The sequence below is a fragment of the Microbispora sp. GKU 823 genome, assembly GCF_002027145.1.
Classification (GTDB): Bacteria; Actinomycetota; Actinomycetes; order Streptosporangiales; family Streptosporangiaceae; genus Microbispora; species Microbispora siamensis.
Genome location: NZ_MWJN01000014.1, coordinates 55,730 through 78,746 on the forward strand (window position 1 = coordinate 55,730; position 23,017 = coordinate 78,746).

A 23,017-nucleotide genomic window follows, 5' to 3' on the forward strand; every position below is an offset into this window, starting at 1 on the left:
CGCTTACTCCGGCAGCCCGACCCCACTGTGGACGATCATCCGCAGGACGATCGGGCGGGGATTACGCCCAGGGCCGAAGGCCGCCGCTCGCCTCCGCGCGCAGATCCCCTCACCCGCTAAGTTGTGAGAGACTCCACCATTGCGGGGCGGTAGCTCAGCCGGTCAGAGCATCGGACTCATAATCCGTGGGTCGTGGGTTCAAGTCCCACCCGCCCTACCACGTACGACCAGCCATCCGCGGTCTCACCTGCGGTTTCGTGGTTGATCACGCCTACCCGGACATGCAGCCGACAGCCGCCGGAAGCAGCCGCATGCCATTGGTCGTGGAAAGACAAGCCGAGCAGACCAAGACCGCCGGGTTCACCCTACGGGCGGGTCGACGGGGTGATCAGCGATGGCCGGCACCATGGCCGTGGCCAGGGCGGGCTCGGCGGCGAAGGCGATCTCGTCCGGGACGCCGGCCGCGTGGCAGCGGTCGAGGTCGGTCAGCCAGGTGCGGGCGGGCAGGTAGAGCCGTCGGTCCAGCAGCGCCCGCCCGGCCGGGGTGGCGTAGGCCAGGAACACCCCGATCTGGCAATTCTCGATCCGGCCCGCGGTGCCGCTCCATGCGACCCAAACGCCTCAAGATCGCGAACTGTCACTGGATCAGCTAGCCTATCCAGCCGTTGCCGATCTTCACCGGTGGTTGACTGCTGTAGCCGCGCTTGCTCTCGCCGGGGTAGAGCCACAGGTCCCAGGTGTCGTAATTGATGGCGAGGATGTCCTGGTGACCGTCCCCGTCCCAGTCCGCGACGCTGGCGACGAGATACCGTTGCCAGCCGTTACCGATCTGCACCAGCGGTTGAGTGCTGAAGCCTCGGACACCTTCACCGGGATAGAGAATCAACAGATCGTTCAGGCGACCGTTGGCGATGATGTCCTGGTGGCCGTCGCCGTCCCAGTCCGCCACCCACCGGTAGTAATAGATGGCGCCGGCCGCCTTACTGACCCCCACCCTTGGCTGGCTGCTGTAGCCTCGCTTGCTCTCGCCGGGGTAAAGCCACAGCCCGTTGCCTTGGTACTGCGCCAGGATGTCCTGGTGGCCGTCGCCGTCCCAGTCCGCCAGTCCACGGATGTGGTACCCGTCCCATCCGTTGCCGATTACCACCGGTTGCTGGCTGCTGTAGCCGCGCTTGCTCTCGCCCGGATAGAGCCACAACAGGCCGGTGCTGCGCTGGATGGCGAGGATGTCCTGGTGGCCGTCCCTGTCCCAGTCCGTCATCCCGCGGACGTAGTAATCGTTCCAGCCGTTGCCGATTCTCACCCGTTGCTGACTGCTGTAGCCGCGCTTGCTCTCGCCCGGATAGAGCCATAAGTAGCCGGTGCTGCTGTCGATGGCGATGAGGTCCTGGTGGCCGTCTCCGTCCCAGTCCGTCACCCCTCTTAGCGAAATTGTGGGATCCGCGGTCGCGCGCGCGGGCGGGGAGAACGCCAGCGCGACGACTGTCATGAGGAGAATTGCCGTGGCGCGACGGACTTTCGATGGGCGCTGAGCGAATTGCACCACGTATTCCTCTTTCGATGCTGTAGCGACAAAGATCTGCGCCGAGGATCGCATTCTCGGAGCAGCGTGAAAGCTCGACGAGGGTGGGTGCCTGAATCGATCTTAGACGGCGGCCGTCTCAGGTGTCGAGACGGTGGCGCGGTGGCATTCGGGCGAACCACCCCGCCCGCGCCCCCCGCAGACTGGCCCGGCGACCCGCGATGCATATGGGCCTGCGCCGCTCTTCACCGCCTGCGTAACCCAGCTCGTGGCCGGGTGGGCGGTGGTGCCCAGGAAAACGATGCGGCGGCCTTCCTGACATCCCGGTTCGGCCAAGCCGCCACGGCGTTGGTCAGTGTGAGTGACGGGGCGGGGCGCTGCCGCTGCCGCCGGTGAGGATGTCCAAATCCGCGCCCCTGTCGGCTTGCAGGACGTGCTCGCTGTACAGCCGTACCCATCCCCGGGAGGCGGCCGGTTGCGGGGGCTGCCAGGCAGCGCGGCGGTGCTCGAGTTCCGCGTCGTCGACCAGCAGGTCCAGACACCGCGCCGGGACGTCGACCCGAACCAGATCGCCGGTACGCACGAGTGCGAGAGGACCGCCCACGGACGCCTCCGGGGCCACGTGCAGGATGCAGGTGCCGTACCCGGTGCCGCTCATGCGGGCGTCGGAGATCCGCACCATGTCGGTGACCCCGGCGGTGAGCAGCCGCCGCGGCATGGGCACGTTACCCACCTCGGGGAAGCCGGGGTAGCCGCGTGGTCCGGCGTTTCGTACCACGATGACCGTGTCGGCGGTGACGTCCAGGTCCGGGTCGTCGGCCGCCGCGACATAGTCCTCGATCCGGTCGAACACGAGCGCCGGTCCGGTGTGCTGCAGCAAATGGGGCGAGGCGGCGGAGACCTTCAGCACGGCTCCGGACGGCGCAAGCGACCCGCGCAGCACGACGGTCCCCGACCCGGCGGGCTGGAACGGCTCCTCCATGGTGCCGATGACCTCTCGGTTCCAGCACTGGGCACCGCTGATGTTGTCGGCCACGCTCTTCCCGCTGACGGTGACATGGTCCAGGTGCAGCAGGGAGGCGATCTCCTTCATCACCGCCGGCAGTCCGCCCGCGTACGCGAAGTCCTCCATCAGGTACGTGCCGGAGGGCATCAGGTTAACCAGCATGGGCACATCGGCGGTGAGCGTGTCGAAGTCATCCAGCGACAGGGGGACGCCGAGGCGCCCGGCGATCGCGAGCAGGTGCACCACGGCGTTGGTTGAGCCGCCGATCGCGGCGTTCACCCGGATGGCGTTCTCGAAGGCCTCCCGGGTGAGCACCGTGGACAGCCGCTGGTCCTCTTCGACCATGGCCACGATCCGGCGCCCGGCGGCGTGTGCGAGCGCGTACCGGCGGGAGTCGACCGCGGGTACGGCGGCGGCCCCCGGCAGCTGGACACCGAGGCCCTCGGTCACGCAGGCCATCGTGGAGGCGGTCCCCATGGTCATGCAGTGCCCGCGGCTGCGGGACATGCAGACTTCCGCCTCGGCGCAATCCGCCGCGGTCATCCGGCCCGCGCGCAGCTCCTCGGTGAAACGCCACACGTCGGTGCCCGACCCGATGTCACGGCCACGGAACTTGCCGTTCAGCATCGGACCGCCCGTGACCATCAGAGTCGGCAGGTCGACGCTGGCCGCGCCCATGAGCAAGCCGGGCGTGGTCTTGTCGCAGCCGGACAGCAGCACCACCCCGTCGAGAGGGTTGGCCCGGATCAGTTCCTCCGCCTCCATCGCCAGCAGGTTGCGGTAGAGCATGGTCGTCGGCCGCATCAGCGGCTCCCCCAGGCTCATCGCCGGAAACTCCAGCGGCAGGCCACCGCTCTCCCACACGCCGCGCTTCACCGACTCGGCCAGGTCGCTCAGATGGGCGTTGCACGGCGTCAGCTCCGACCACGTCGTGGCGATGCCGATCACCGGCCTGCCGTCGAAGACGTCGTCCGCGAACCCCTGGTTGCGCATCCACGATCGATGAATGAACCCGTTGCGGCCCTCCGCTCCGAACCACTGCCGGCTGCGCAGCGGGCGATTCGTCATCGACATCGGCACACCTCTCTGTCATTTCGATTGGCTGCTGGGCGACCGGCCGCGGCTACCTCAGGCCCCCGACGGACAGTCCGCCGCGCCAGTGCCGCTGGAGGGTGAAGAAGGCGATGATGAGCGGGATCACCGACACGAGCGCGCCCAGGATGATGAGGCTCCAGAGGGAGGTGCTGCCCGCGTTGTTCGCCGAGGCGATTCCCTGCCAGAGGCCGAGTCCGACGGTGACGGGGAACAGGCGGTTGTCGGAGAGCATGGCGAGTGGCAGGAAGTAGTTGTTCCAGGACGCCACGGCGGACAGGAGCAGCACCGTGACCACCGCGGGCCGCATCAGCGGGAACGCGACCTGGAGGAACGTCCGCAGTTCACCCGCGCCGTCGGCCCGCGCCGCGTCCAGGATCTCGTCGGGAACCGCGTCGCGCGCGTACACGTGCATCAGGTAGACCCCGAACGGGTTGAGCAGTGACGGGAGGATCACCGCCCAGATCGTGTTCGTCAGGCCGAGCCCGGAGAACATCATGAAGGTCGGAATCACCAGGGCGGTCGCGGGCACCATCAACGCGCCGAGCAGGACCGAGAAGCTGAAGCGTCTGCCGGCGAACCGGTATTTGGCGAATCCGTAGCCGGCCATGACGGCCAGGATCGTGGCGCCGATCCCGCCTGCGAACGCGTACAGCGTGGAATTGAGGATCCACCTGCCGTAGATGCCGCCGTCGTAGGTGAACAGTCGCTCGAGGTTTCCGAAGTAGTCGACCCGATCGGCGAACCACAGGGTGTTGCCGCCGCCGAACAGGCCGGGGGCGTCTTTGGAACTGTTGACGATGACCCACCAGAACGGCACGAGGAAGTACACGACCAGGAAGCCGAGGAAAATCTGCAGGGGGAGGTGGCGTTGGGGACGGCGGCGTGCGCCGGCGCCGGAGCTGCCGGTCATCAGAAGAAGCTCCTCCGCTTGCGGGTGAAGAACAGGAAGGCGTAGACGCAGACGAACACGATCCCGCCGAGGGCGAAGGAGATCGCCGATCCGTAGGTGAAGTTCGCGAGCCCGAACGCCTGCTGGTACGCGTACATGTTGGGGGTGAATCCCGGTGGGATCGTGCCGGCCGCGAGGTATCGCAGAATCTGTGGTTCGTTGAAGAACTGCAGGGTGCCGATGAGTGAGAAGACCAGGATCAGGAGCAGCGCGGGGGCGATCAGCGGGATTTTGATCCGAAGCGCGATCTGCCATTTGCCGGCGCCGTCCATTCGGGCGGCCTCGTAAAGTGTCGGGTCGATGCCCTGGAGCGCCGCGTACAAAATGATCATGTAGTAGCCGGCCCACTGCCACGTGACGACGTTGATCAGGCCGTAGAAAATCAGATTGCTGCTGAAGAAGTCGGGCGCGGTGGCGCCGAACAACCCGAAGATGTCGGAGAGCGGCCCGAAGCTCTTGCTGTACAGGAATCCCCACATGACCGCCCCGATGACCGTGGGAATGGCATAGGGGAGGAAGATCATGAGGCGGGAGAAGCGGGTGAACAGCGTGGTCACGGCGTCCAGGATGAGGGCCATCGCGAGCGCGATGACGATCTGCAGCGGGATGGCGACGAGCGAGAAACGGATGACGAACCACGCCCCGGAGAGGAAAGTCGGGTCGGTGAACGCCTTCACGTAGTTGCCGAGGAAGACGAAGCTGGTGCCGCCGATCAGCTTCTTCTGCCAGAGGCTGAGGTAGAACGCGTACGCGAGCGGCGCGATGAGAAGCGCCAGGAAGACGATCGCGAATGGCCCGACGAAGAGCCACCCCATCAGGTGCTCACGAAGGCGCACCTTGCCGCGAACCTTGTGCGCTTTCTCTTGAGTGCTCGCTGCACTCTCCTCGATCAGGAGGGTCATTGTGGGCTCCGCAAAGTCGATGCCGGGGGTCACGGGTGGCCGGCCGGGGACGGACCGGCCCACCCGTGTTGTCACTGAACGGTGAACCCTTGCTCCTTGGCGTAGCCCACCACGTCCTCCTGAAGCCGGTCGGCGGCCTGCGCGCCGGTGACGGAGCCCTCGATGAGGGCACTGACCTGTTTCGTCATGGCGTCGTAGTAGTACTGGCCGAACGGGGCGTAGGTCATGCCCTTGTAGGCGTTCGCCGCGGGGACGTAGACCTCCTTGTTCGCCTGCTGGCCGTCGAAGAACGCCACCTTGAGGTCCACGAACTCGGGATCGTTGAGCGCCTTGAGGTTCAGCGGGAAGATGATCTGGTTGGTCCAGCCGTCGGTGAGCGACTCCTCGTCGGCGTAGAGGCCGTACGCCACCTTCGCCGCGAGTGCGGGGTTCTTGGCCTGGCTCGTCACCGAGAAGGCCGAGCCGCCCCAGTTCACCTGCACCGGGTTGTCGGGATCCCACTGCGGGAGCGGCGCCACCGCGAACTTGCCGGTGTCCTTGCCCTTGCCCACGCCGGCGCCGGTGAGGTATCCGGGCGCCCAGGCCGCCGAGATGTACGTCGCGTACTTACCGTTGACCACCCCGGCGATGTACTCCGGCGTGAACTGGTCCTGCGTCCCGACCAGGCCCTTCTTGGCGAGGCGCCCCCAGTAGTCGAGCACATCCTTGGATGCCTGGTCGTTCAGCTTGATACCGATCGACTCCGGCCGCGCCGGATCGTAGGTGAACGGATTCGCGCCCTTCTGGATCTGCAGCGCCATCGTGACGGCCGGCACGTTCGCGCCCAAGTCGCCGAACAGCGGTCCCCCCGCGTCCTTCACCTTCTGCGCCGCCTGCTCGTACTCGGCCCACGTCTTCGGCGGCTTGATGCCGTACTTGTCGAAGACGTCCTTCCGGTAGATCATCGCCATCGGTCCGCCGTCGACCGGCACGCCGTAGACCGCGCCACCGATCGAGACGTCCTTCCACGCGCCCGGGCCGTAGTTGGCCTGGACGGCGTCATAGCCGTACTTCTTGATGTCGACGAGCGCCTTCTGGATCTGGAATGTCGGGATCCGATCCGCCTCGATCATGATCACGTCGGGGGCGCCGCTGCCCGCCGATATGGCCGTCTGGAACTTGTCGTACTCGTCACCGCCCTGGCCGACGTTGGTCCAGCAGACCTGCACCTCGTTGTTCTGCTTGTTGAAATTGTCGACGACGAGCTGCATGTTGGGGTACCAGCCCCAGAAGGTGACGACCGGCAGGTCCTTCTTGCTGATCGTGTTCGTGCAGTTGCTCGCGTTGTTTCCGCCTGCGTTGTTCGCCGTCGCGGTGCTTCCGCCCGCGGCGCTTCCACCCGCGGTGCTTCCGCCCCCTCCCACGTCGGGGGCGCAGGCGGCAAGCGCACTCGCGGCGGCGAGCATGGCCGCCGTGACAAGTAGTCTTCTCGTCTTCGTTGACATGTTCTCCCCTTCGGGGTCACAGCGCACAAGGGTCCATGCGCCGCCGCTGAGGTCGAGGGATCGGCCGGGACGGGGCACGGATGACACGATCCGCGCCCTGTCCCTCGTGCCGATTTCTCATGTGAGCGCTCACACGCTCCCGTGTCCGAAGATCATCACTGGGGCGGGAACCCCCGGGGGTCCCGGTGGAGTCACCTCGAACGGGCCTGACTAGCGCTTGAACAGGCGCGGAGCCAGGTCGATGAGGTTCTTCTGCCACACGTCCCAGCCGTGCGGCCCGGGGGTGACCCCGTCGAACTCATAGTGGACGCCGAGGTTGTCCATCGTGGTCAGTCCCGCCATGAACGACGGGTACACGAAATCGGTCACGTCACCGACGTACACGCGCAGCAGCTTGGTCCCGTTGTTGATCGCCGCCACGTCGACGCCGGCGCCGCTGCCGAACCCGGCCGAGAACGCTCCGATGTAGGCGAACCGGCCCGGGTGCGCCTTGAGCATCCCGAACGTCTGCCCACCGCCCATCGAGAGGCCGGCGAGGGCCTGCTGCGACGGGTCGCCGGAGACGTTGTAGCGGGCACGGACGGCCGGGTCGATGTTGTCCAGCAGCTCCTTGTTGAAATCGGACACGTTGCCGTTGCTCATCACGACCACCATCGGCACCAGGTTCCCGTCAAGGAAGTGGTGATCGAGGATCTGCTTGGCGCGGCCCATCTCGACCCAGTCCGTGTGGTTCTGGCCGCCACCGTGCTGGAGGTAGAAGACGGGGTACGGCTGCGCGCGCTTCGGGTCGTATCCGGGCGGGGTCCACACCAACGCGGTCCGGTCCTGGTTCGTCACGTTGCTCCGGTACGTCAGGCTCTCGACCTTTCCGCCCTGACCGGCGGGAACGTCCGAGAGCAGGCGTGACCTCTGTCCGGAGATGAAGAAGGTGCTCCAGGTCGGCTCGGTGGTCACCTTCGTCGGGTTCGACGTGTCCTTGACCGAGACCCGGTCGACGATGAACTTGTAGTAGTAGAACCACGGGTCCAGCGGGCCGACGGTCGCCCGCCACCGGTCGCCTTCACGGGACATCGGGATGCGCAGCCAGCTCCCTCCGGGAGCGTCGTTCGCCCAGAGCGTGACGTGCTTGGCGTCCGTGAAGTCCGTCGTGGTCTCGAAGGTGACGAAGCCGTCCTCGGTCACGTACGGCGTCGGGGTGGTGCCGGCTGCGGGCGGGGTGATCTCGCCCTTCAACCGCCCGTGCCCTGCGCTCGGACCGTGGTCCGGCACCGTGCGGAACAGCCGTGGCACGAAATCGATCAGGTTCTCCTGCCAGGCGTTCCAGTTCGCCCCGGCGTCGGGGTTGACCCCGTCGAACTCGTACCTGACACCGGCGCGGTCCAGCGCCCTCGTGAGGCGGACGGTCGCGTTGTACGCGGGATCGGTCACGTTCCCGGTGTACAGGCGCACCAGCTTGAGGCCGCGGTTGATCGCTTTCGCGTCGGCCGGCCGGCGCTCTCCGTCAGCAGGCCCGAGAACGAGCCGACGTAAGCGAACTGACCCGGGTTGGCCAAAGTCGCACGTAGCGCCTGCGCCCCGCCCTCGGACACGCCGGCGACGGCCTGGTGCGCCGGGTCGCGGAGAACGTGATACTTGTCCGCGACCGCCTTGCGAAGATCCTTCAGTTCCTTGTCGTCAGCCGGCCCGTCACCACCGCTGATCACGACCACCATCGGCTCCATGGCACCCTGGACCGACAGGTTGTCGAGGATCTGCTTGGCCCGGCCGAGATCGAGCCAGTCGGTGGCGCTCTGCCCCTCGCCTGACTGCAGGAACAGCACCGGGTAGGCCTTGGCGCCCTTGGCCGAGTACCGCGGCGGCGTCCATACCAGAGCCGACCGCTCCTGCTTCTTGACCTGGTAGGTCAGGGTCTCGACCTTGCCGCCCTGCCCCTGAGGCGCATCCGCCAGCAGGCGCGCCGAGTCACCCGCCACGAAGAAGGTGCTCCACAGAGGCTTGGACGCCACGCCGGCGCTGTTCGTCGGATCCTTCAGGCCCTTGGTGTCGTCGCCCGTGACCTGGTAGGAGTACAGCCCCGCCTTGAGCGGGCCGAGGACCCCCGACCAGACGTCGCCCCGGCGGGTCAGACCGAACTCCGCCCAGGTGGAGGAGGGGCCGAAGTTCCCCTCGATGACCACCTGCGACACCTGGCCCGCGTTGGCCTCGATGTAGGCCGCCGGGACGGTGAACGACGCGTAGCCGCCTTCCGAAACACTCAGCCAGGGTGTGTCCGCAGCCGCTGGTCGCGGTGCGAACGACACTGCCGCGATCGCCATGGCCCCGGCGGCGATCGCCGCCGAGAGCCGTCGTGCGCCCGTAGGACGCATCCTGCCGTGATACGATAACGTCATACCGAAACTCCCTTTGGTGGTCGGCAGCGGGTGAGGCCGCTCAGCCGACCTAGTTGCTCGGTGAATGTGACGCGGTTTCTGTGTGTCTGCACCTCCGTTCGTCACTGACTCGTTGTGTGTTCCCGAACGCCAGGTGCATCTGATCAGTGCACCTGTAGCCGGGGGTCAGGGTCTCGTTGTGATCTTCGGTGGCGTGCTCTTGGGTGGCGCTGTGGAACCGCGGACCACCAATCGGGTCGGGAGCAGTATTTGGCGGGGGCCCTCCCACTCACCGGTCACGAGCCCCTTCAGCATTCGTGCGGCCTCGTATCCGAGTCGGTACATCGACTGGTCCACCGTGGTGAGCCCCGGCTCGGCCAACGCGGCCTCCGGGATGTTGTCGAAGCCGATCACCGACAGGTCGCCGGGGACGCTGAGCCCCAACTCCCTCGCGACCTCCAGGACCTTCAGGGCCAGCCCGTCGCTCGCCGCGAAGATCGCCGTCGGACGGTCCGCCCTTCCCAGCAACACGCGCGCCAACGGAACCGCCGACTCGGGGTTGAAATCCCCCCTGCCGATCAACGCCGGATCGACTGGGACACCGGCTTCGGTCAGCGCCCTCCGGTAACCCTCCTCACGGGACCAGGCGGCCGCCAGATTGGAACGGCCCGTGATGAATCCGATACGCCGATGACCCAGGCCGAGTAGATGCTCGGCCGCTGTGGTGGCACCCGCGAGGTTGTCCGCCATCACCGACGGCACCGTCGAGTCCCGCACCGGATCGATGACCACGACCGGCGTGCTGCTCCGCACCTCACCCCAGGGCGTGACGACGATGCATCCGTCCGTGAGCGTGCCCGACAGGCGGGTCAGATGCCGCTGCTCCCAGCCCTCCGAATACGTCCCGTAGAGGTCGCTGTTGGCGTAGATGATCAAGTCGAAGCCCGACTGGGTCAAGGCCTCCATCACACCCTTGAGCACCTCGGCCGTGTAGGACTGGAAGCTGTGGGTCACCAGGCCCAGGACGTTGGTACGGCTGCGCCGCAGGCTCGTCGCGACCAGGCTCGACTCGTAGCCCAGCCGCTCAATGGCCGAGCGGACCTGCGCGGTGGTGCCGGCACTGACGCCGTAACGCCCGTTCACCACTCGCGACACGGTTGCGACGGAGACGCCGGCCAGCCGCGCGACATCACTCATCGTCACCGGAGTTCCGCCATCGGCCATACGGCCCTCTCTGATTGCAATCGTTATCGGTTACGTTTCCGATTTTTAACGTAAGCGAGAACGATTGCGAACACAAGAGGCCTCATAAGGACATGACCAGAATGAACAGGCCGGCCATCTCATCCGAGCGGGTCACGTGAGGTCGCCGGCGGCAGCGCGCCGACACTGACCGTGCCCGTGTAGGCCTTTGGGACCTTCGGCCGGTCAGCGTCGCCGGTGACGGTGAACGTGCCCACGAGTGTGTGTGTGTCGGAGGAGAAGCCGACATACACCTCGATATGTCCGGTTTCTACCGTGTAGTTCATGTCTCGGTCATAGAAGCCCAGCTGGCCTGTGGGCAGGTGGAAGCGTATGGCCGTGCGCCGCCCGGCACCGGCGGACACGCGCGCGAAGCTCTTCAGTTCGAGCACCGGCCGGGTGACCGTCGCCCGCGGGTCGCGGATGTAGAGCTGAACGACTTCCTCACCGGCTCGATCGCCGATGTTGGCCACGGTCACCTCCACAGTGACGCCGTCCCCGGCGGGCACTTCGGTGCGGTCCAGCGTGGCCTGTTCGATGACGAACGGGGCGTACCCGAGTCCGTGACCGAAGCAGTATCGCGGGCCGGCGGGCGACTCGACATAGTCACCGTGCCAGTGCGACCGCCCGCCGGACACCTTGTGTCCGTAGAAGACGGGTATCTGGCCCACGGTGCGCGGATAAGAGATGGGCAGCTTCCCGCTCGGGTTCACCTCGCCGAGCAGAACCTCGGCGATCGCTCGCGCCCCCGTCTGCCCGGGCAGCCAGGCCATCAGCACCGCGGCGCACTTCTCGTGCAGGAAGTCGCTGCCGATGGGCCGGCCGGCGACGAGTACCGCCACCACGGGGGTGCCGGTGGCGACGACGGCACGAACCAGCTCCTCCTGGACACCAGGGAGCTCCAGGCTGGACCTGTCTCGCGACTCTCCCGTGGTGGCCCGGATCGTCAACCCCGAACGATCTCCCACGACCAGCACCGCGACATCCGCCGCCGCGGCGGCCGCGACCGCCTCGTCGAAACCGTCCCTCGATGTATCGATCACGTCGCACCCGTGCGCGTAGCGCACCCGGCCACCCAGGCGGGCCGTGAGCTCGTCGCGCACCGTGGGCACCCCGTCCGTGCTCCCCTCGATCTCGAGGTCGTCCGGGATCGTCATCGTCTGGCCGAGCAGGCCCCGCCGCTCGCGCGCCTCAGCCAACGACTCGACATGCGCGGCGAAGGAGTAGTCACCAAGAAGGTGCCGGGCGTCGTCGGCGTTCGGCCCGATGAGAGCCACCGTCCCGGTGCTGGGCCGCAGCGGCAGGATGCCGTCGTTCTTGAGCAGGACGAGGCTGCGGCGAGCTGTCTCGAGCGCCACCTCCTGGTGCCGCTCGACGTTCACCGTCAACGCGACCGCGGTCTCGTCCACGTAAGGGTTCTCGAAGAGGCCGAGCTCGAACTTGTGCCGAAGAACCCGCGAGACCGCTTGGTCAAGGTCCCCTTCGCCGACCTCACCGGCGTCCAGGGCGCCTGCCAGCGCGCCCGCGTACGCATCCGTGGCCGGAAGCTCGACGTCGGTACCCGCGGTGAGCGCGAGAGCCGCCGCCCGCCGCTTGTCCTCCGCGAAGTGGTGGTACGAATGGAGATCGTCGACGGCGAAGTAGTCCGACACGACGGTCCCCGTGAAGCCCCACTCCCCACGGAGGACATCGCTGAGAAGCTCACGGTTGGCATGGCAGGGGATCCCGTCCAGCTCGTGGTAGCCGGCCATCACCGACTCAAGTCCCGCCTCGCGGACCGCCGCCTCGAACGGATACAGATACACCTCCCGTAGCAGACGAGGTGGCAGGTGCGCCGGGGCCCAGTTCAATCCGCCCTCGGACGCTCCGTAACCGACGAAGTGCTTGGCCGTCGCGATGACGCCCTCCGTCAGAGAAGCGCCCTGGAGACCCCGGATGAACGCCACGCCCATGCGGGCCACCAGGTAGGGGTCCTCCCCGTAGGTCTCCTCCGTCCGGCCCCACCGCGGGTCCCGTACCACGTCCAGCACCGGTGAGAGCCCCTGGTGGCTTCCCATCGCGCGCATCTGCGTGCGAACGGCATCCGCCAGCCGCCGGTTGAGTTCCGGCTCCCAGGTGCTCGCGACACCGATGGCCTGAGGAAAGATGGTCCCCTCCCGCGCCATCAGTCCGGAGCACACTTCCTCGTGCACGATCGCCGGTATCCCCAGCCGAGTCTCCGTCATCAGGAACCGCTGGATCGCGTTCGCCACCCGCGCCACCTGCGGCGCCTTCAGACTGGTGGCACCCGCGACACGAGTCACGTGCCCCAAGCCGTGCCGAAGGACCGTCCGCGCCCGCTCCGCCGAGAACCGGCCACCCTCGATCACAGAGAACGCCCAAGCACTCCCCAACTGCGCGAGCTTCTCCTCCCGGGTCATCCGGGCCATGAGATCCGCGACGCGCTCCCCCACGGGCGCGGCCGGATCGGTGTAAATCGCTCGAGATTCCCGCCTCACAGTGGTCATCCGGTCACCCCAAACACCGCTAGAACCTCATTCCCGCCGTTATCGATGACACCGGCGGTCGCGTCTGAACCCGCCCGGCCAGACCGCCTCGCGTCCGGCCCTCGCCTCGCCACCACCGATTCCTCCAGATGCGCGGTCGAACATCCGCGTATCAGGCGAAGCGCGGGAACCGCCTGTGAAAACCGCCACCAGCGAGACCTCGTGAAGTAATTCGGACCGCACGGGGGCGACATCGCCCAACGCCATCCAGAGTCGACCTTGGCCACGTGAATCGCCCTTCGCAAACGTAATCGGTAACGTTTACAAACTTCACCGTCTCCGATCACGTCCGCTTTGTCCAGAGCTCGCACCGGAAACTGCGCGACCGTCCGGCCGTCTGATCGATACGTGCCGCGTCGTGGTGCGCTGGGCGGGTCACGCGTCGGGGCTGACCAGTCCCGTTCGGTAGGCGATGACGACCAGTTGCGCGCGGTCACGCGCACCCAGTTTCGCCATCGCGTGGCTGACATGCGTGCGCGCGGTGGCCGGGCTGAGGGACAGTTCGGCGCCGATCTCGGCGTTGCTCAGGCCCCGCCCCACCAGGGCCAGCACTTCTCGCTCGCGCTCGGTGAGCACCGCGAGCCGGTCCTCCGCCGTCTTGGCCGCCGTTCGCCGTGCGGTGAACTGGCCGATGAGACGTCTGGTGATCCGCGGCGCGAGCAAGGCCTCTCCCGCGGCGACCACCCGGATGGCGTGCAGGAGCTCGGCCGGTCCGGCGTCCTTGAGCAGAAAGCCGCTGGCACCGGCTTGCAGGGCTTCGAAAACGTAGGCGTCGGTGTCGTAGGTGGTGAGGATGAGAATCCGGACGCGCTCCAGCCCACGCGTCGCGGTGATCTGGGTCGTGGCCTGGATTCCGTCCAGCTTCGGCATGCGGATGTCCATGAGGACGACGTCGGGGCGGGCGGCGCGGGCGCGCTCGACGGCTTCGGCGCCGTTGGTCGCCTCTCCGACCACGGTGATGTCGTCTTCGACGTCGAGCAGCAGTTTGAACCCGGATCGTACGAGCCGCTCGTCGTCGGCGAGCAGCACCTTGATCGGAGCGGTGGCCGACGGTGACCCGGACACCGTGTTCACAGGCGCGACCCGGTCGGTACGAGGGGCAGCCGGGCCGTGACCTCGAATCCACCGCCCGGAGTCGGCTTGGCGTCGAGCTCTCCGCCGAGCAGTTGACAGCGCTCGCGCATGCCCAGGATCCCGCGGCCGGCCTTCGCCGGTGTGTCCCTGCCGTTGCCGGACGGTCGATCCGCTGAGCCGTCACCGGATCCGGTGCGGCGGCCCTCATCGGTCACGCGGATCTCCAGGACGTCGATCCCCGGGTTCAGCGCGACCGTCACCCGGGTCGGGCCGACGTGGCGGATCACGTTCGTGATCGATTCCTGGAGGATCCGGTAGGCGGCACTGTCCACCGCGCTCGGCAACGGCGTCACGGGCGAGATCTCCTCGAGCGTGACGTCCAGTCCGGCCTCGCGTGCCTTGGCGGTGAGTTCGTCGATCTGCTCCAGCCCGGGGTAGGGCACCCGGCCGTCGTTGTCGTCACGGAGCACGCCGAGGATGGCTCGCATCTCCCGCAGCGCCCGGGCACTGGTCTGCTGGATGGCCTGCAACGCTTCGCGGGCCCCTTCCGGTCTCTTGTCGAGCACGTGCGCGGTGACCCCGGACTGGACGTTGATGATCGCTATGGCGTGCGCGACCGTGTCGTGGACTTCACGCGCGATTCGGAGCCGTTCGGCGTCGACACGCGCCCGCGCCTCCTCCTCGCGGGTACGTTCAGCCAACTCGGCGCGCTCCTGAGCTTCGGCCGCGATGACCCGCCGGGACCGGACCGACTCGCCAAGGGCCGCGCTCATGACCGACGCGCCGATCCGGAAGAACACCCAGCCGATGGCGGCACGTGGCTCGATGTCGGCGGCGGCGACAAGCCAGCCGACGGTGAGCACCGCGATACCCACACCGGCGATCACCAGCGATCGGCGCCCGTCACCGTAGGCGGTGAGGGTGTACAGGGCGACGAAGAGCCCGAGCCAGCCGGGCCCGTCCGGAAAGTCGAGACCGTAATACACCAAGCTGGCGAGTGCGGCGGTGACGAACACCGGAACCGGCCACCGGCGGCGGACGGTCACGACCAGGCCGCTCACCACCAACAGCACGAATCCGAGGTTTCCGAGGTCGGTGAGCGGACGCGGCGCCCCCTCGGCGGCGACGCGGGCGACCGTGCCCTGCACCTGCATCACGGTGACGAAGAGCGCGAGCACCACGTCTTGCGTCACGCTCCGCAGGGGGAAAGACACGGTGCGGTGTTCCATGTCGTGATCCTACTGTTGCCGCGCAGGGGCAACACTCCTCCCAGACGCGCGACCTGCTACACCGGCAGACGTAGCGAGACACGAGTCGTGTACGCCCGATTGCGTAGACGCCGCCATCCACCGGCAGAGGCCACGGCGGCCGCACCGGCGCGACGATTGCCGCCGCGACTGATCACCCTCACCAACCTGGAGGAGCGCGGCATGCGTAGATTCTTCGTCGGCCTGGCGGCCCTGCAGGCGCTCGCCGTCGTCGCACAGTTCTTCCTGGCTGCCGGCGGCGCGTTCGACACGGCGCCCAACGACGAGTCCTTCCAGGCGCACCGCATGCTGGGCGCCGGAATCGTCCTGCTCGCGGTCCTGGTGACCGTCGTCGCCGCGATAGCCCGGATGCCCGGGCGGCTCATCGGCATGAGCGGCCTGGTCGCCGGGCTCGCGGTCGTCCAGGTCGTGATCCGGGCGATCGCCTCGGCGTTCGACGGCACCGGCGGCAGCACGCCGGCCGGCGAACTCGTCTTCGGCCTGCACGCGGTCAACGGCCTCGCCATCCTCGCGGTGGCCGTAAGGATCGTCCGCCAGGCCGGACGGATGTCCAGGCCGGCCACACCCGCACGACAGGCGCCGTGACCACCGGGCTGTGGATCGCCCTGGACCACGTCGTCGCCCCGCTGAGCGTTGCCGCATGGTTCGCAGCCGGAGCCACACTGGCGCTCCGGCGCGCCCGGCCGGCGCTCGCCGTCCTCGTCGCGGCGGTGCTCGTGACGCTTGTCCGCGTGGTCACCGTGGCGCCCGCCGGATGCGCCGGACGATCCCACGTCGAAAACAGGCGATTCACGGCTTTCTTGATCCCTATTCGCTTCAGAAGGAGAAGATGATGACAACCGAGACTCCCCGTGCAGATGGGGTCTTGGCGAACTTGGCTCGATTCTGTTTCCGGCGCCGTCGCCTGGTCCTCCTGGCCTGGATCGTCGGCGTGCTCGCCGTGGCGTTCACCGGCTTCGGCTACGGCGCCGCCCCCGACAACGACTTCTCCGGCGGAGACTCCGACTCCGCCAGGGCGCAGGCGCTGATCGAGAAGCACTTCCCCGAGCGGCAGGGGGACACGCTGACGCTCGCGATCAAGGCGGAGAAGGGGATCGACGACCCCGCAGCCCGGCAGAAGATCGAGAAGGTCCTCGCCGATCTGGCGACCTCACCCGTTGTCGGACCGGTGACCTCGCCCTATCAGGACAAGAGCCTGGTGACACAGGACCGTCGTATCGCCCGTACGACCATTCCGCTGGCCCGGAAGGAGGTGGACAAGGCCGCGGTCCGGCCCCTGGTGGATCTGGTCAGGAACGCCTCCGGTGACGGCGTGACGCTGGGGCTGGGCGGGACTCTGGCGGAGAAGGCCGAGACACCCCAGCAGGGTTCGGCCGAGAGCGTGGGCATCGCGGCCGCAGCGGTGATCTTGTTCATCGCCTTCGGGTCGCTGGTGGCGATGGGATTGCCGATCGTGACCGCACTGCTGGCGATCGCCGCCGGCATCGCCCTGATGAAGCTGGTGGGGTATCTGGTCCCCTCGCCGGACTTCACCGCGATCATGGCGGCGATGATAGGGCTCGGGGTCGGCATCGACTACGCACTGTTCATCGTGACCCGCTACAAGGACGGCCTGCAGGACGGCGACGAACCCGAGACCGCCACGGTCAAGGCCATCACGACGGCCGGTCACGCGGTCCTGTTCGCCGGCACGACCGTCGTGATCGCGTTGATGGGCCTGGTCGTCATGGGACAGCGGCTGATGACCGGAGTAGCCGTCGCCACGTCGGTGATCGTGCTGGTGACGATGATCGCCGCGGTGACCCTGCTGCCGGCGTTCCTGGGCTTCACGGGCCACAAGATCAACTCGCTGCGCCTGCCCCGTCGCACGGCCCGCCGGCGAGAGACCGGCGGTGTCCCGTCCCGGCAGCGCCGTACTCTCGCCGAGCGCTGGGCCGACGCGGTGCAGCGCAAGCCGCTGGTCGCCGCGATGCTGGCCGGCGCGGCCCTGGTGGTGCTGGCCGCCCCCACGCTGTCGATGCGGCTGAGCAACCCCGACGCCAGTGTCCAGCCCCACGACAGGAGCAGCTACGTCTCGTACGAGATCCTCTCCGAGGGCTTCGGCCCCGGCTACGGCGCACCCCTGGTCTTCGCGACCGAGGTCGGCTCCGAGGACGCCGATCTGCGTCCCGTCATCGAGGCGGTCGGCAAAACCGAGGGCATCGCCTACGCCACGCCGCCCCAGGTCAGCAAGGACGGGCAGGCCGCGATCTTCATGGCCTTCCCCACGACCGGATACCAGGACAAGGCGACCGCGGACCTGGTGCACCGGCTCCGCGACGACGTGCTGCCCAAGACGCCCGGCGGCGAAGGGGTCTACGTCGGCGGCCCGAACGCCGGCACGATCGACATGGCCGATGACATCGGCTCGCGCCTGCCCCTGATGATCGCGGTCGTCATCGCGGTGTCCCTGGTGCTGCTGACCGCGCTGGTCCGATCGGTCACGATCGCGCTGCAGGCCGCCGTGATGAACCTGCTGTCGATCGGCGCCGCCTACGGCGTGCTCGTCGCGGTCGTCCAGTGGGGCTGGCTGGGCTCGGCCCTCGGTTTCCCCACCACCATGCCGATCACGACCTGGGTGCCGATGATGATCTTCCCAGTCCTGTTCGGCCTGTCCATGGACTACGAGGTCTTCCTGATCTCACGGGTCCGTGAGGAGTACGAACGCACAGGCGACACCCGGACGGCCGTCGCTCACGGGATGGCGCGGACCGCCAAGGTCATCACGGCCGCGGCCGCCATCATGGTCGCCGTCTTCACGACCTCGCTGCTCGGCCCCGACGTCGCGGTCAAGCAGGGAGGTCTGGGGATGGCCGTCGCCGTGCTCATCGACGCCACCGTCATCCGGATGATCCTCGTCCCCGCGGTGATGGAACTGTGCGGCAGGGCCAACTGGTGGATGCCCGGACGCCGGGCGCCGAAGGCGGCCTCGGCTCCCCCTGCCGAGGTCGGAGAAGAGGCCAGGGTCTGACTCGTCGAACCATTCCCGGAAGACGGCGTCGGCTGGTCACGTCGGTTCCGCGCGAGACGGATTCTCGTCGATTTCTTTATCCGGGATCGCCGTATTCATGAAGAGATGGCTTCCGCTCGCGTCGAAGCCACCACATTTCGGAAGGGGCGCCGACGACGCGGACCTCCAGGTTTTCCGGAGACGGAAATCCGCCGCCGGCCGTCTACTCCTCCTGCCCCGCCCGGCTACGATTGCACTGACCCGGAAAACAGAAATCCATTTCCCGGGACATCGAGCAACTCTGTCGCCCGGCACGCAGAGGGAGCGTGATGGAAACCATTTCGAGGACGCTTGTCACCGACGCCCCTCCCCTGCCGTCGCCGTGGCGGGACGCTCATGTGGCCGTGGTGGTGCCCACGTACAACGAGGCGGGCAACATCGCCGAGCTGACCCGCCGGATCTACGACCTGGAAATGCCCGGGATCCGGCTGATCGTCGTGGACGACGATTCGCCGGACGGCACCGGAGCGCTCGCCGACGACCTCGCCGGGCAGGTGAACGAGAACCATCCGGACCGCATGGTCGTTCTGCACCGCCAAGCCAAGGAAGGCATCGGGCGGGCGTATGTGGCAGGAATGAAAGAGGCGCTCGCCCGTGGCGCCGATTTCGTCGTGCAAATGGACGGAGACCTGAGTCACCGGCCCGAATACATCCCCCGGATGCTGGGCACGATCATGGCCGCGCAGGCCGGATTGGTGATCGGCAGCAGATATGTGCCCGGTGGCTCGCTCTCGGCACAGTGGGGCCGGCACCGGCGGTTGCTGAGCAGGTTCGCCGGAATCTACGTCAACGCCATCCTGAAACTGCCCATTCGCGACGTCACCGGCGGTTTCAAGATGTGGCGGCGCGAGGTGCTGGAACACATCGACCTGAACACGGTCCGGAGCGACGGATACAGCTTCCAGGTGGAGATGAACCATCTGTGCGAGCACATGGGCCAGTCGATCGTCGAGATCCCGATCCACTTCGAGGAGCGCAGGGCCGGCTCCAGCAAGATCAGCCTCGCGGTCCAGGTCGAGTCCATGCTGACCCCGTTCGCACTGAGGTTCGGCAGGCGGCGCCGGAGGTGAGAGACTCCGGGCTCGCCCGCCGCCGGGAGCGTGGCGGGCGAGCCCGGCTGCGGTGACGCCCCCGGATTCGGACGCCGGACGAGGGGCGCAGTCCGCCGCCCATCACTGTCACGGCGGGCCCGGCCGGTGCCCGTCCTAGCCGCATCCCCCCGTGAGCCGGCAGCGTACGCCGGGAGGCTCGCCGGGGGGCGGCACGCCACCGCCGCGTGAATCCCGTCGCGAGCAGCGGCGGGGCAATCAATTCGCCGTGTCATTACCTGGCGGTACAACTGCGCCTGTCCGGCCGTCTTCACTTCTCCAGTTATGGTGAGTACAGTTCAATCCGTACCCTTGCCACAAACGCCGAATAACCCAATAAACATCCCAAATGGGACAAGCCCAAACCAGTGAACAATCGGTTACGAATGCGCCACGGAGCGCTGTGGGCGGGGTGTTCGGTCAGGAGGTGCGGAGGCACGGGTATCTGCGAACATTTCTCGGCACGAACCCGATAAATGTCGCGGGGGCGCAGAGCAGTAACCTGTGGACAAGGCGGAGCAGATGGTTCCAGTTTTCAACTATGGAATACTCGGCCCACTGATCGTCCGCCGCGGTGAGACGGAGATTCCCGTCGCGGGGGTGCGGGACCGCACCGTGCTCGCCCGCCTCCTCCTCTCCCCCGGCGAGGCGGTCTCCAAGGATCAGCTCATCGACGCCCTGTACGGCGACTCCCCGCGCAAGACCGCGTCCACCCAGATCCACGGCGCGGTCAAGCGGCTGCGCTACCTGCTCGGCACCGCGTCGATTCAGACCAACACGGACGGCTACCTGCTGGTCACCGCTCCCGACAGCGTCGACGCGAAAGTCTTCGAGCAACTGGTCGCGCAGGCCCGCGCCGCCCTGCGCTCCGGGCGTAGCGACGACGCGGACCGCGCCCTGCGCCGGGCGCTGGAGCTGTGGCGGGGCCCCGCGCTGGCCGGTTTCGACGGCGACGTCTTCGTGACGGAGGCGCACCGGTGGGAGGAACTGCGCCTGGCGGCGGTGGAGGAGAACATCGAGGTGCAGTTCGAGCTGGGCCGCTATACGGAGGTGATCCCGGAGCTGCACCTGCTGACCGCCGCCCATCCCATGCGGGAGCGCTTCGCGGGCCAGCTCATGTTGGCCCTCTACCGCGCGCAGCGCACGAGCGAGGCGTTGCGCACCTATGCCGACCTGCGCAACCGCCTGGTCAACGAGATGGGGGTGGACCCCTCGCCTGATCTGCAGCACCTCTACGAGCAGATCCTGCGGCAGGACTCCGCCCTGCAGCAGGCGCCCGTGGCCGCGTTCACCCCGCAGCAGCTTCCCGCGGGCCTGCCGTCGATGATCGGCAGGGACGCCGAGCTGAAGCAGGCGGTGATGGCGCTGACCCCCCAGCAGCGCAGGCACCTGCCGGTCGTCGTCATCGTGGGCAACGGCGGCGTCGGCAAGACGACCGTGGCGCTCGAGGTCGCGCACCTCGTGACCGCGGACTATCCCGACGGCCAGTTGTTCGCCAACCTCGGCGGCGCCGGCCCGCGACCGGCCAGGCCGCACGACGTGCTGGGCAGGTTCCTGCGTGCCCTGGGCGTGAGCGGCCCGGCCACCCCCTCCGACATAGAGGAGCGGTCTGTGCTGTTCCGCTCCCTGACCGCACGCAAGCGCCTGCTGATCGTCCTGGACGACGCGTCCGACGCCCAGCAGATCGCTCCGCTGCTGCCGGGGAGCGCCGGCTGTGCGGTAATCGTTTCGAGCCGTGCCGGGGCCTCCCAGTTCCACGGCGCCACCCTGATCCCGTTGCAGCCGTTCGAACCCGACGACGCCAGAGCCCTGCTGGCGCAGAACGCCGGAACCGACCGGATGGCCGCGGAGCCGAAGGCGGTGGACGAGATCATCCAAGCGTGCCTCGGCCTGCCGCTCGCCCTGGCCATCGTCGGCTCCCGGCTGGCGGCCAGGCCCGCCTGGCCGATCGGGAAGGTGGCCGCGAGGCTCGGCGTGCGGCAGCGCATCCTGTCGGAGCTGCGCGAGGTCGAGCCGGTGCTGGAGTGGGCGTACGGCACGCTGGAGGCCGACACCCGGACGCTGCTCAGGCGCATCGGCCTGCTGGGTCACCGCACCGTGTCTGCGTGGACGGCCGCCGCCCTGGCCGACATGCCGCTCCCTGCCGCGGAGGAGCGCCTCGACCAGCTCAGCGAGGCCGGCTTCCTCACGCCGGCCGGCGCGAGCGGGTACGAGGGCCCCGCCTACACCTGCCATGACCTGGTGCTGGCGCTGGCCCACAACCGCGCGATGAAAGAGGATCCGGCGCAGGAGCGGGCGTCGGCGCTCGAAAGGTTCTTCGGCGCGCTGCTCAGCATGAGCGACGCCGCCTACGTCGCCGTCCGCGGCGGTCACTGGGGCGTCGTGCGCGGCTCCGCCCCGCGCTGGCAGCCGCCGGAGCGCTGGCTCGACCGCCTGCCGCCCGGCTGGGCGCCGGTGTGGCTGGAGTCGCAGCCCACGCGATTCGCGGCGGCGGCGCAGCAGGCGGCCGAGCTGGGCCAGGCGGAGTACTGCTGGGAGCTCGCGCTGGCCCTGTTCCCCCTCCTGGAGGCGGGTGGCCACTTCGAGGTGTGGCGCACGATCACCGACTGCGCGCTGCAGGCGGCCCGGCAGTCGGGGGACGTACGCGGCGAGGCGGTCATGCTCTACTCCCAGGGGCACAGGGCGATCATCCGGCACGACCGGGACGAGGCGCGTCAACTGCTCGAACGCTCCGCCGAGCTGTTCCACGGCCTCGACGACGCCGCGGGCGAGGGCCTGGCGGTGAGCGACCTCGCCGCCATCAACCGGGCCGGCGGGGACCTGCAGGGGGCGGAGAAGATGTACACCAGGGCCGTCGCGCTGCTTGCCAGGGCGGGCGACTGCGGGGGCGAGGCCGGGGCGTGCACGGGATAGCGAAGATCTATCTGGACCGGCACGCGGACGCGACGGCCCGCGTGTACCTGGAGAAGGCGAGGCTGCTGGCGCACACGGCGGGCAACCTCGGGCTGGAGGCGCAGATCCTGCACACCATGGCGGTGCTGGACGCGCAGGCCGGCGATCCCGACACCGCCGAGACGGGGTTCCGGAACGCCCTGCGGATCACCCGATCGCTCGACCATCACGTGGGCACCGCGTTCATCCTGGTCGATCTGGGCGACCTCGAGATCAGGAGAGGCCGGCGTCACGATGGGTTCCTCAATCTGCTGGAGGGCTGTGAGCTGGCGCAGATCGCCGGCGACCGGCGTACGGAGGCCAAGGCGCGGTGCGCCTTGGCCGCGGAATATGTGAAGAGCGGAGAGATGACGCTCGCGGCGGCCGACTACACGGTCGCCCGGACGCTGTACCACGCGCTCGGCGACGACGCGGGTGCCGCTCGGGCGCGAGAGGGGCTGGCCGGCCTGGCGAGGGCGATGCCCTAGAGCC

At 68.1% G+C, this 23,017-nt stretch carries 17 protein-coding genes, 1 tRNA gene and 1 pseudogene; 7 read left to right on the forward strand and 12 right to left on the reverse strand.

Annotated features, from left to right (window positions below; genetic code table 11):
* Nucleotides 1–143: 143 nt before the first annotated feature.
* A tRNA-Ile gene (locus B1L11_RS10540) sits at nucleotides 144–220 on the forward strand.
* Between the two features lie 167 nt (nucleotides 221–387).
* Here B1L11_RS10540 and B1L11_RS10545 read toward each other — a convergent pair.
* From B1L11_RS10545 to B1L11_RS10600, 12 genes and pseudogenes are all read right to left on the reverse strand, one after another.
* Nucleotides 388–621 (reverse strand): annotated as a pseudogene (locus tag B1L11_RS10545) (transposase); the annotation flags it as partial.
* Between the two features lie 28 nt (nucleotides 622–649).
* Nucleotides 650–1,489, reverse strand: coding sequence for a VCBS repeat-containing protein (locus tag B1L11_RS10550; RefSeq protein ID WP_179155073.1), 840 nt, complete (start codon nucleotides 1,487–1,489; stop codon nucleotides 650–652).
* 385 nt (nucleotides 1,490–1,874) lie between these two features.
* Nucleotides 1,875–3,602 (reverse strand): IlvD/Edd family dehydratase, encoded by a 1,728-nt coding sequence (locus tag B1L11_RS10555; RefSeq protein WP_079314342.1) that lies wholly within the window; start codon nucleotides 3,600–3,602, stop codon nucleotides 1,875–1,877.
* Between the two features lie 49 nt (nucleotides 3,603–3,651).
* On the reverse strand, nucleotides 3,652–4,533 hold the full coding sequence (locus B1L11_RS10560; RefSeq protein ID WP_079314306.1) for a carbohydrate ABC transporter permease: 882 nt from the start codon (nucleotides 4,531–4,533) through the stop codon (nucleotides 3,652–3,654).
* Nucleotides 4,533–5,507 (reverse strand): carbohydrate ABC transporter permease, encoded by a 975-nt coding sequence (locus B1L11_RS10565; protein WP_218671008.1) that lies wholly within the window; start codon nucleotides 5,505–5,507, stop codon nucleotides 4,533–4,535. Before B1L11_RS10565 ends, B1L11_RS10560 begins: the two co-directional genes overlap by 1 nt.
* 38 nt (nucleotides 5,508–5,545) lie before the next feature.
* On the reverse strand, nucleotides 5,546–6,958 hold the full coding sequence (locus B1L11_RS10570; RefSeq protein WP_079314308.1) for an ABC transporter substrate-binding protein: 1,413 nt from the start codon (nucleotides 6,956–6,958) through the stop codon (nucleotides 5,546–5,548).
* A gap of 210 nt (nucleotides 6,959–7,168) precedes the next feature.
* Complete coding sequence (locus B1L11_RS10575) at nucleotides 7,169–8,386, reverse strand: esterase family protein (protein WP_143737171.1); 1,218 nt, start codon at nucleotides 8,384–8,386, stop codon at nucleotides 7,169–7,171.
* The gene (locus B1L11_RS10580; protein WP_179155074.1) at nucleotides 8,383–9,324 is read right to left on the reverse strand and encodes an esterase family protein; all 942 of its coding nucleotides are present in this window, start codon (nucleotides 9,322–9,324) and stop codon (nucleotides 8,383–8,385) included. The genes B1L11_RS10575 and B1L11_RS10580 overlap by 4 nt, the downstream gene beginning before the upstream one ends.
* A 189-nt stretch (nucleotides 9,325–9,513) precedes the next feature.
* Nucleotides 9,514–10,524: a LacI family DNA-binding transcriptional regulator gene (locus B1L11_RS10585; protein ID WP_218671009.1), complete on the reverse strand. Its 1,011-nt coding sequence runs from the start codon at nucleotides 10,522–10,524 to the stop codon at nucleotides 9,514–9,516.
* A 146-nt stretch (nucleotides 10,525–10,670) separates the two neighbouring features.
* Nucleotides 10,671–13,076, reverse strand: a complete 2,406-nt coding sequence (locus tag B1L11_RS10590; RefSeq protein ID WP_079314312.1) for a glycoside hydrolase family 3 N-terminal domain-containing protein — start codon at nucleotides 13,074–13,076, stop codon at nucleotides 10,671–10,673.
* Nucleotides 13,077–13,490: 414 nt separating this feature from the next.
* Nucleotides 13,491–14,150 carry a response regulator transcription factor gene (locus B1L11_RS10595; protein WP_218671017.1) on the reverse strand — a complete coding sequence of 220 codons (660 nt, stop codon included), beginning with the start codon at nucleotides 14,148–14,150 and terminating at the stop codon, nucleotides 13,491–13,493.
* 35 nt (nucleotides 14,151–14,185) lie between these two features.
* Entirely contained in the window at nucleotides 14,186–15,382 is a 1,197-nt protein-coding gene (locus tag B1L11_RS10600; protein WP_256862401.1) for a sensor histidine kinase, read from the reverse strand.
* A gap of 237 nt (nucleotides 15,383–15,619) precedes the next feature.
* Between B1L11_RS10600 and B1L11_RS10605 the strand changes: the two genes are divergently transcribed.
* From B1L11_RS10605 to B1L11_RS10630, 6 genes are all read left to right on the forward strand, one after another.
* Nucleotides 15,620–16,042, forward strand: a complete 423-nt coding sequence (locus B1L11_RS10605; RefSeq protein ID WP_079314343.1) for a DUF6220 domain-containing protein — start codon at nucleotides 15,620–15,622, stop codon at nucleotides 16,040–16,042.
* A complete protein-coding gene (locus B1L11_RS10610) occupies nucleotides 16,039–16,290 on the forward strand; it encodes a hypothetical protein (protein WP_079314315.1) in 252 nt (83 codons plus the stop codon). Before B1L11_RS10605 ends, B1L11_RS10610 begins: the two co-directional genes overlap by 4 nt.
* A gap of 41 nt (nucleotides 16,291–16,331) precedes the next feature.
* Nucleotides 16,332–18,467: an MMPL family transporter gene (locus tag B1L11_RS10615; protein WP_256862402.1), complete on the forward strand. Its 2,136-nt coding sequence runs from the start codon at nucleotides 16,332–16,334 to the stop codon at nucleotides 18,465–18,467.
* A gap of 308 nt (nucleotides 18,468–18,775) precedes the next feature.
* Nucleotides 18,776–19,576: a polyprenol monophosphomannose synthase gene (locus tag B1L11_RS10620; RefSeq protein ID WP_079314317.1), complete on the forward strand. Its 801-nt coding sequence runs from the start codon at nucleotides 18,776–18,778 to the stop codon at nucleotides 19,574–19,576.
* Between the two features lie 540 nt (nucleotides 19,577–20,116).
* Nucleotides 20,117–22,507 (forward strand): BTAD domain-containing putative transcriptional regulator, encoded by a 2,391-nt coding sequence (locus B1L11_RS10625; RefSeq protein WP_143737172.1) that lies wholly within the window; start codon nucleotides 20,117–20,119, stop codon nucleotides 22,505–22,507.
* Nucleotides 22,495–23,013 carry a tetratricopeptide repeat protein gene (locus tag B1L11_RS10630; RefSeq protein ID WP_079314319.1) on the forward strand — a complete coding sequence of 173 codons (519 nt, stop codon included), beginning with the start codon at nucleotides 22,495–22,497 and terminating at the stop codon, nucleotides 23,011–23,013. Before B1L11_RS10625 ends, B1L11_RS10630 begins: the two co-directional genes overlap by 13 nt.
* Nucleotides 23,014–23,017: the final 4 nt, after the last annotated feature.

Excerpts from the sequence above, each read along its gene's own strand:
- B1L11_RS10550 (WP_179155073.1), bottom strand. The coding sequence starts at position 1,489 with ATGACAGTCGTCGCGCTGGCGTTCTCCCCGCCCGCGCGCGCGACCGCG.
- B1L11_RS10555 (WP_079314342.1), bottom strand. The coding sequence starts at position 3,602 with ATGTCGATGACGAATCGCCCGCTGCGCAGCCGGCAGTGGTTCGGAGCG.
- B1L11_RS10560 (WP_079314306.1), bottom strand. The coding sequence starts at position 4,533 with ATGACCGGCAGCTCCGGCGCCGGCGCACGCCGCCGTCCCCAACGCCAC.
- B1L11_RS10570 (WP_079314308.1), bottom strand. The coding sequence starts at position 6,958 with ATGTCAACGAAGACGAGAAGACTACTTGTCACGGCGGCCATGCTCGCC.
- B1L11_RS10580 (WP_179155074.1), bottom strand. The coding sequence starts at position 9,324 with ATGCGTCCTACGGGCGCACGACGGCTCTCGGCGGCGATCGCCGCCGGG.
- B1L11_RS10585 (WP_218671009.1), bottom strand. The coding sequence starts at position 10,524 with ATGAGTGATGTCGCGCGGCTGGCCGGCGTCTCCGTCGCAACCGTGTCG.
- B1L11_RS10590 (WP_079314312.1), bottom strand. The coding sequence starts at position 13,076 with ATGACCACTGTGAGGCGGGAATCTCGAGCGATTTACACCGATCCGGCC.
- B1L11_RS10605 (WP_079314343.1), top strand. The coding sequence starts at position 15,620 with ATGCGTAGATTCTTCGTCGGCCTGGCGGCCCTGCAGGCGCTCGCCGTC.
- B1L11_RS10620 (WP_079314317.1), top strand. The coding sequence starts at position 18,776 with ATGGAAACCATTTCGAGGACGCTTGTCACCGACGCCCCTCCCCTGCCG.
- B1L11_RS10625 (WP_143737172.1), top strand. The coding sequence starts at position 20,117 with ATGGTTCCAGTTTTCAACTATGGAATACTCGGCCCACTGATCGTCCGC.